This is a genomic window from Methylorubrum podarium, assembly GCF_022179745.1.
Classification (GTDB): domain Bacteria; phylum Pseudomonadota; class Alphaproteobacteria; order Rhizobiales; family Beijerinckiaceae; genus Methylobacterium; species Methylobacterium podarium.
Genome location: NZ_BPRD01000488.1, coordinates 1 through 6561, shown reverse-complemented (window position 1 = coordinate 6561; position 6561 = coordinate 1). Strand labels below are relative to the sequence as shown.

Annotated in this window: 5 protein-coding genes; 3 read left to right on the top strand and 2 right to left on the bottom strand. The window is 67.7% G+C overall.

Annotated elements, in window-relative coordinates; all coding sequences use genetic code 11:
* Together MFF42_RS21610 and MFF42_RS21605 are read left to right on the top strand one after the other, a co-directional pair.
* On the top strand, window positions 1–1534 hold a 1534-nt coding region (locus tag MFF42_RS21610), incomplete at its 5' end, for a beta-barrel domain-containing protein (RefSeq protein WP_238257640.1).
* Between the two features lie 3 nt (window positions 1535–1537).
* Window positions 1538–3688, top strand: coding sequence for a peptidase domain-containing ABC transporter (locus tag MFF42_RS21605; RefSeq protein WP_238257638.1), 2151 nt, complete (start codon window positions 1538–1540; stop codon window positions 3686–3688).
* On the opposite strand, the gene MFF42_RS21600 is transcribed toward MFF42_RS21605, so the two are convergent.
* The gene (locus MFF42_RS21600; RefSeq protein ID WP_238257636.1) at window positions 3682–4404 is read right to left on the bottom strand and encodes a winged helix-turn-helix domain-containing protein; all 723 of its coding nucleotides are present in this window, start codon (window positions 4402–4404) and stop codon (window positions 3682–3684) included. The two genes, MFF42_RS21605 and MFF42_RS21600, sit on opposite strands and share 7 nt — an antisense overlap.
* Before the next feature lie 771 nt (window positions 4405–5175).
* Between MFF42_RS21600 and MFF42_RS21595 the strand changes: the two genes are divergently transcribed.
* Window positions 5176–5907 (top strand): hypothetical protein, encoded by a 732-nt coding sequence (locus MFF42_RS21595; protein WP_238257635.1) that lies wholly within the window; start codon window positions 5176–5178, stop codon window positions 5905–5907.
* A gap of 115 nt (window positions 5908–6022) precedes the next feature.
* On the opposite strand, the gene MFF42_RS21590 is transcribed toward MFF42_RS21595, so the two are convergent.
* Window positions 6023–6301, bottom strand: coding sequence for a hypothetical protein (locus MFF42_RS21590; RefSeq protein WP_238257633.1), 279 nt, complete (start codon window positions 6299–6301; stop codon window positions 6023–6025).
* Between the last annotated feature and the right edge of the window lie 260 nt (window positions 6302–6561).

Below are 6561 nucleotides of genomic sequence, written 5' to 3'. Positions count from 1 at the left end.
TGCCGGACAGGCCGGCATCCCCGATCCTGTCGATAGGTCCGAGCCGAAGGAGCCCGTTCCGATGGATGCGCCGAGTCCAGCGGGATCGGTCTGCGTTCATGACTCGGTGGCGCTGCGTCCGACGAGTCTCACCACGCTCTTCCGCCCCGAGGTTCTGGCTTATCAGGCCTCGCGCCGGCAATGGGGCAGCGTCGTCGAGCTGCGACCCGTTTCGGCCCGCGCCCTGTCCTGGTCGGCCGTGCTCGCGGCGGCCATCGTCGTCACCTTCCTGTGCTTCGCGCAATACGCTCGCAAGGAGCCCGTGCCCGGTTACCTGCGCCCATCGCTCGGGACCGCAAAGGTCTTCGTGCCGCAAGTGGGCGTGGTCCGCGAGGTCCGGGTCGGTGAGGGCGAGGTCGTCCGGAAGGGACAGCCTCTGATGACGATCGATACCCAGCAGGTCTCGGCCGGCGGCCGTGATCTGACCCAGGCCGCCCTCGATTCCCTCTCGGCCCAGCGCGTCATGCTCGCGCGCCAGATCCAGGCGGAGGAGGCGCGCGCCGTTTCTGAGCGGCAGCGGCTCCAGGCCTTGATCGACGGCCTGCGGCGCGAGAGCGAGGCACTCGAAATCCAGGCCCGCCGGCAAGAGGAGCGTGTCGCCCTCGGGCGAGGCCTGCTCCATTCGGCGGCCCAACTCGCCGCAAAGGGCATCATGGCCGATGCCGAGCACAAGCGACGCCAGCAGGACCTGCTGGCGCAGGAGGGCGGGCGGGATGAACTCGTCCAGCGGATCGCTCAGCGCCAGAACCAACTCGTCGAGGCGCGCGCGAACCTGGAGCAACTGCCCACGGTCCATGGGGGGAGACTGCAGAATCTGCGCAACGACCTGTCCTGGGTCGAGCAGCGCGTCGCCGAGACGGAGGCGCGACAGGCCTACGTGGTCGTCGCACCGGTGAACGGCACCGTTGCGACGCTCCAGGCCGCGCCCGGCCAGCCCGCCCATCCGAGCCAGCTCCAGATGACGATCGTGCCGGAGGCGGCGGGATTGTCGGCCGAACTGTTCGTGCCGAGCCGCGCGGTCGGCTTCATCGCGCCGGGTCAGCCGGTCCGGCTCCTCTACGAGGCCTATCCCTATCAGAAGTACGGAGCCTACGGCGGTCGCGTCACGCGCGTCTCCGGGACCGTGGTCCGCCCCGGCGAGACGGGGGGGCCGCTGGCGCTGACCGAACCCGCCTACAAGGTCGAGGTCGCCCTTGAGAGTCCCTACGTCAAAGTCGATGGGCAGCCCGTCGCCCTGAAGCCCGACATGGCGCTGCGGGCCGACATCGTGCTGGAGAAGCGCAGCATCATGCGCTGGCTGCTCGGTCCCTTCCTCGGAATCCGCAACGCCATCGATGCCGACCCCCTGGTCCGTTGGCTGCGCGAGGAGATGCCGGCGGCCGCCGCCGCGCTGATGGCGGGCGTGCGGGCCCTCCCCCGCGCGATCCTCGCCTTCATCCCGTCCAGGGCCGACCGCGAGCCGGGGCAGGCGCCGCGGCGAACGGCGGAGCGCTGAGCGATGGACGGCCTCCGCCTGCGCATGGGCGGTGGAAGCCTGCCCGTGATCCTCCAGACCGAGGCCGCCGAGTGCGGTCTTGCCTGCCTCGCGATGGTGGCCGCGTATCACGGCCACCGCATCGACATGAACACCCTCCGGCGGCGCCACCCGATCTCACTGCAAGGCGTCACCCTGCGCGGCCTGATCGAGGTCGCCAAGGCGCTCGATCTCGCCTGTCGCCCGGTGCGCTACGAGGTGGAGCACATCCGCCACCTCGCCCTTCCTGCCGTCGTGCACTGGGACATGAACCATTTCGTGGTGCTTAAATCGGTCTCGGCCCGCCGGATCGTCGTCCACGACCCCGCCTACGGCGAGCGGCGCCTCACCTACTCCGAGGCATCGCACCACCTGACCGGCGTCGCGCTGGAGATCGTCCCCGCCGAGGGCTTCCGGAAGCGGGACGAGCGGGCACGCTTGCCGCTCTCGACCTTCTGGCAACACAGCACCGGCATGCGGCGCAGCTTGATCGAGGTGATCGTCCTCTCGCTGGTGCTCGAAGCGCTGGTTCTGGCCGGCCCCTTCTACATGCAGGTCACGGTCGACGAGGTCATCGCCCGGGGCGACCGGGACTTGATGGCCGCGCTCGCGATCGGATTCGCTCTCCTGACGGCGCTGCGGGTGGCGGTGAATGCACTGCGCGCGCGCATCATCCTCATCCTGCAGAACATCCTTCACTACCAGATCGGCGCCCGTCTGTTTCGACACCTGCTGCGGCTGCCGATCGCCTACTTCGAGAAGCGCCATGTCGGGGATGTGATCTCCCGCTTCGGCTCGATCGATCCGATCCGCAACCTACTGGCGCAGGGGCTCATCGCAGCCCTCATCGACGGCGTGCTGGCCCTGCTCACCTTGGCGATGATCCTCGCCTACAGCCCGACGCTCGCCGTGATCGTGCTGGTCGGGCTCACGCTCTGCATCGGCCTGCGGCTCTCCCTGTTTGCCCGCTTCCGCCGGCTGAACGAGGAAGCCATCGCCGTGGGGGCCCAGGAGGACACCACCTTCATCGAGACCCTGCGGGCCGTACAGAGTGTCAAGCTCAACAACCGCGAGGCCGAGCGGGAGGGGCAGTGGCTGAACCGCTTCGCCGAGACGGTGAACGCAAACCTCGCGCTCGGGCGCGCGAAGATCGGCTTCCTCACCATCGACCAGGCTCTGACCGGCGCCGAGTACGTCGTCACCGTCTACGTCGCCGCCGTGCTGACCCTCGACGGGGTCCTGACCGTCGGCATGATCTTCGCGTTCATGAGCTATCGCGAGCAGTTCGTGGAGAAGTCCCTTCTCCTCCTCCAAACCGCCCTCGACCTCAGTCTGGTACGCCTGCACCTGGAACGGCTGTCCGACATTGCCGTGACCCCTCAGGAGCCCGGCCACGATCGACCGCTCGCCCGCCTCGCACCGCTGCGAGGGGAGATCGTCTTGGAGCGCGTCTGCTTCCGCTACGCGGAGGGCGAGCGGAACATCCTGCAGGACGTGAGCCTGACAATCCCCGCCGGCCGGTTCACGGCGATCACCGGCCCCTCGGGCGGGGGGAAGACGACCCTCGTGAAGATCATGCTCGGCCTGCTCGAGCCGACGTCCGGACAGGTGCTGATCGACGGGATGCCGCTCCAGACGTACGGCATCCGCAACTATCGCGAGCAAGTCGCCGCCGTCATGCAGGAGGATCATCTCCTGTCGGGCTCGATCGCCGACAACATCGCGTTCTTGGACACCGTCCTCGATGAGCGTCGCATGGTCGAAAGCGCCGTGCGGGCCGGCGTACACGACGAGATCCTGGCGATGCCGATGGGGTACGATAGCCTGATCGGCGATATGGGCTCCTCGCTCTCAGGCGGTCAGAAGCAGCGCATCCTGCTCGCGCGCGCGCTCTACAGGCAACCCCGTCTGCTGTTCCTCGACGAGGGCACGGCGCATCTCGATCTCCGCAATGAACGGCTGGTCAACGAGAGCCTGCGCGCCCTCGCGATGACGCGGGTGAGCGTCGCGCATCGGCCCGAGATTTCGTGCGGCGCGGACTTGCTGATCCATGTCGAGGGACGCTGTCAGGTGATCGAGGGCGCGGCCGTCACGGAGGCGCTGGCACGAATCGGAGTGCCGACCGAGGCTCAGTAGACGTCGTAGGTCCGATTACAGAAAATGTAACCCACACTGCGGACCGACTTGATGTAGGCGATGCCGGGCTTGTTCGTCGACAGGCGCTTGCGCAGGCGCGCAACCTGAGCGTCGAGCGAGCGGGCCATCATCGAATGCGGGCGCCCCAGCGCCATGATGGACAGGTCGTCGCGGCTGAGGACGCGGCACGAATTCTGCGCGAAGACCGTCAGCATGTTGTACTCGGCCGTCGTCAGCGGCACGCAACCGCCCGTCGCCTCGCAGACGAGTTGGCGTCGCTCCAAGTCGAGGAACCAGCCCTTGAACTGAATGCCGCGCCGCGCCTTGCCGGCGAGCTGGTCGCCCTTGTCGAGATTCATGCGGCGCAACAGGCTCTTGACCCGGGCAAGCAACTCGCGATGCCGGAACGGCTGCACCAGCACGTCGTCGGCGCCCACTTCCAGCGTCTGGACGAGGTCCGCGTCGGCGTCCGCGTGATGGATGACGACGATGCCGACGCTGGAGGCGGTGCGATACGAACTGGCGAGACACAGCCCGCGCCTGCCATCCCGTGTGGCATCGATGATGACGAGATCGGCGTCTGCCCCTCTTCCGGCCAGGAGGTTCTTGCAAGCGGGCGCCTGATAGACCTTGTATCCAGCCTCACGGAACAGCGTCTCGATCTCGTGGCCCACCTGCGGGCTGGCGCGATCACACGCGACGAGAATTTCCGTCACGGCGCTTGCTCCCTAAGTTCCGGCCTTTTCGGCCCTGTGAACGCGCTGATCCAATACTGATACCGCAATCCCATTCACAGTCGTGAAGGGGCGCATGAGACCATAATAGCCCACAACCCGGATCGCCTAATTTTTTGTTCCCGCAATCGTATCTAGAGAATTTGGGTTACCTCGGTTAGGAAAGTTGACGTCGCTTCCCCGGCAACCGAACTAATCCTGGGCCGGCGGAGCGATCGTACCGGTGGCGGCCGGGCACCTGTCGGGACAAGGAGCGGCTGCGGGCAGGGCAGCGGATCCACGCGCGGCCGAGTCGCGCGACGCGGATACGGCGACGTGCCCTGATCCGGGGAGGACGCCCGATGACGAGCCATCTTCGGCGATGCAGGCGTTGCGGACAGGCTCTCCTCGACGATGCCCGCTGCTGTCCGCATTGCGCGATTCCGCGACCCATTCGCCGGAGGCTGGTTTACGGCCTCGCTGCGGGCGCTGCCGCCGTGGCCGTCCTCGGCGCGGGACTGCGCGGACGCAGCGAGTCGACCGGCAACGCCCCGGCCGCGGCACCGCCGCCATCGATCTGGGGCGTCGTGACCGCTCTGTTCGATGAACCGCCGGAGGCCGCCGCGTGCCGGCAGCGCGGGGGCACACGCGTCTGGGTGCCCGGCCCGTGGGCGAGTGCGACTCGACGATGCGCGACGAGCTTCGATGACGGAGGTCCGCCCTGACCGCGAGGCGCCGTTCAGTGCGGCGGTCTCATTGGCTGGGAGGAGGCACATGGACCAGCAACGATCGGGGCGATCGGCTTTGTCCGCGCCGCAGAATTTCATCTCTGAGAGCCTACCGCGCCGCCTCTACCGCGGCCACAGATGGGCTCTGTGGATGCTCTTCGTCGTGCTCGGCGGGGCGAGTGCCCTGCTGGTGTTCGAGCGCGTCGGCGCGATCCTTCCCCGGCCGGAGGTCTCGCCGCAGAGCCGCCCCTCTGACGTTCCGCTGCAGGATCTCGTCCAGCGCGAGCAGGATCTCATGGCACGTCTGAAACAACTTGACGTCCCGGCCGAGTTGCCGGCCAGACCTGCAGAGGCGAAGGATGCGGAGCGGACCGGGCCCGAACAAACTCAGAAGGCACCACCTCAACCGACGGAGGCATCGAAACCCGCATCGCTGCAAGAGCGCGACGAGACCACCGCGAGCGTCCTGCCGAATTCCTCGGCATCCGAGTCTGCCAAAGCTTCGTCCCAAAAACCAGATACGGCGTTGGACAGAGTTCAAGCGCTCGAGCGGGCCGACCACTATCTCGGCCGCGGACAATACACGATCGCTCGCTATCTCTACGAGGAAGCTTATCGAGCCGGCGATATTCAAGGCGCCCTCGGCATGGCGAAGAGCTACGACGCGGTCTACCTCAAATCCAAAGGTCTTCGGGCCAAGGGTGATCCGCAGCGTGCCCGCATCTGGTATCGCCGCGCGGCTGAGATCAAAGATGGTCTCCGGAAGCCCGCTCCCTAACGCGAGGGAGCGGGTCCGTAGGCAGCGTGGCATGAGGCCCGGACGGCCCCGCCGCACCGGCAAGCGCCAGCACGTGGTCGCCCCGCCCGGGCGCCGGGGTGCCCGGGCGGGGGCGTCAGCGCTCGACGGTGTCGGCGCTGGCCTGCTCCACTAACAGGTCGATGTGGACTTGCGGCATGCCGTTCAGCCTCCCGCCGATCGGGGACGGACGCGCCGCCTCGGCGCCCAGCTTCCAAGCCTCCTCGGGGGGCACGGGTTTGCCCGGCTGCTGGTAGATCTGCTTCGCCTCCTCGCCGGAAGCGCCTTCGGGACCGGCCGGGGCGTAGCGCCAGATGTCGGCCTGCGACCCGGCATCGACGACATTGTAGCCGATCGTCCGGAGGGAGTTCGTCACGGCATCCTTCGCCGCATCGTCGCCCGCGACCGGCAGGGTCGTCCGATTGGCCCCGCCTTCGGGCCGGGCGTTGCTCCGCGTGTGGGCCGGCTGAGATTGTGGAGCCCCTTGACCGGCTTCGCGCCGCGAATTGGCAGCCCCGCCTATGACGCGGGAGCGGTCATCAGCGCCTTGACGGTCTTCCTCGCAGTCCGGAACGCCTTGAACACCCGATCGACGGCCATCGACGCACGATGGAAGCGCTGTACGGCGTCCCGATC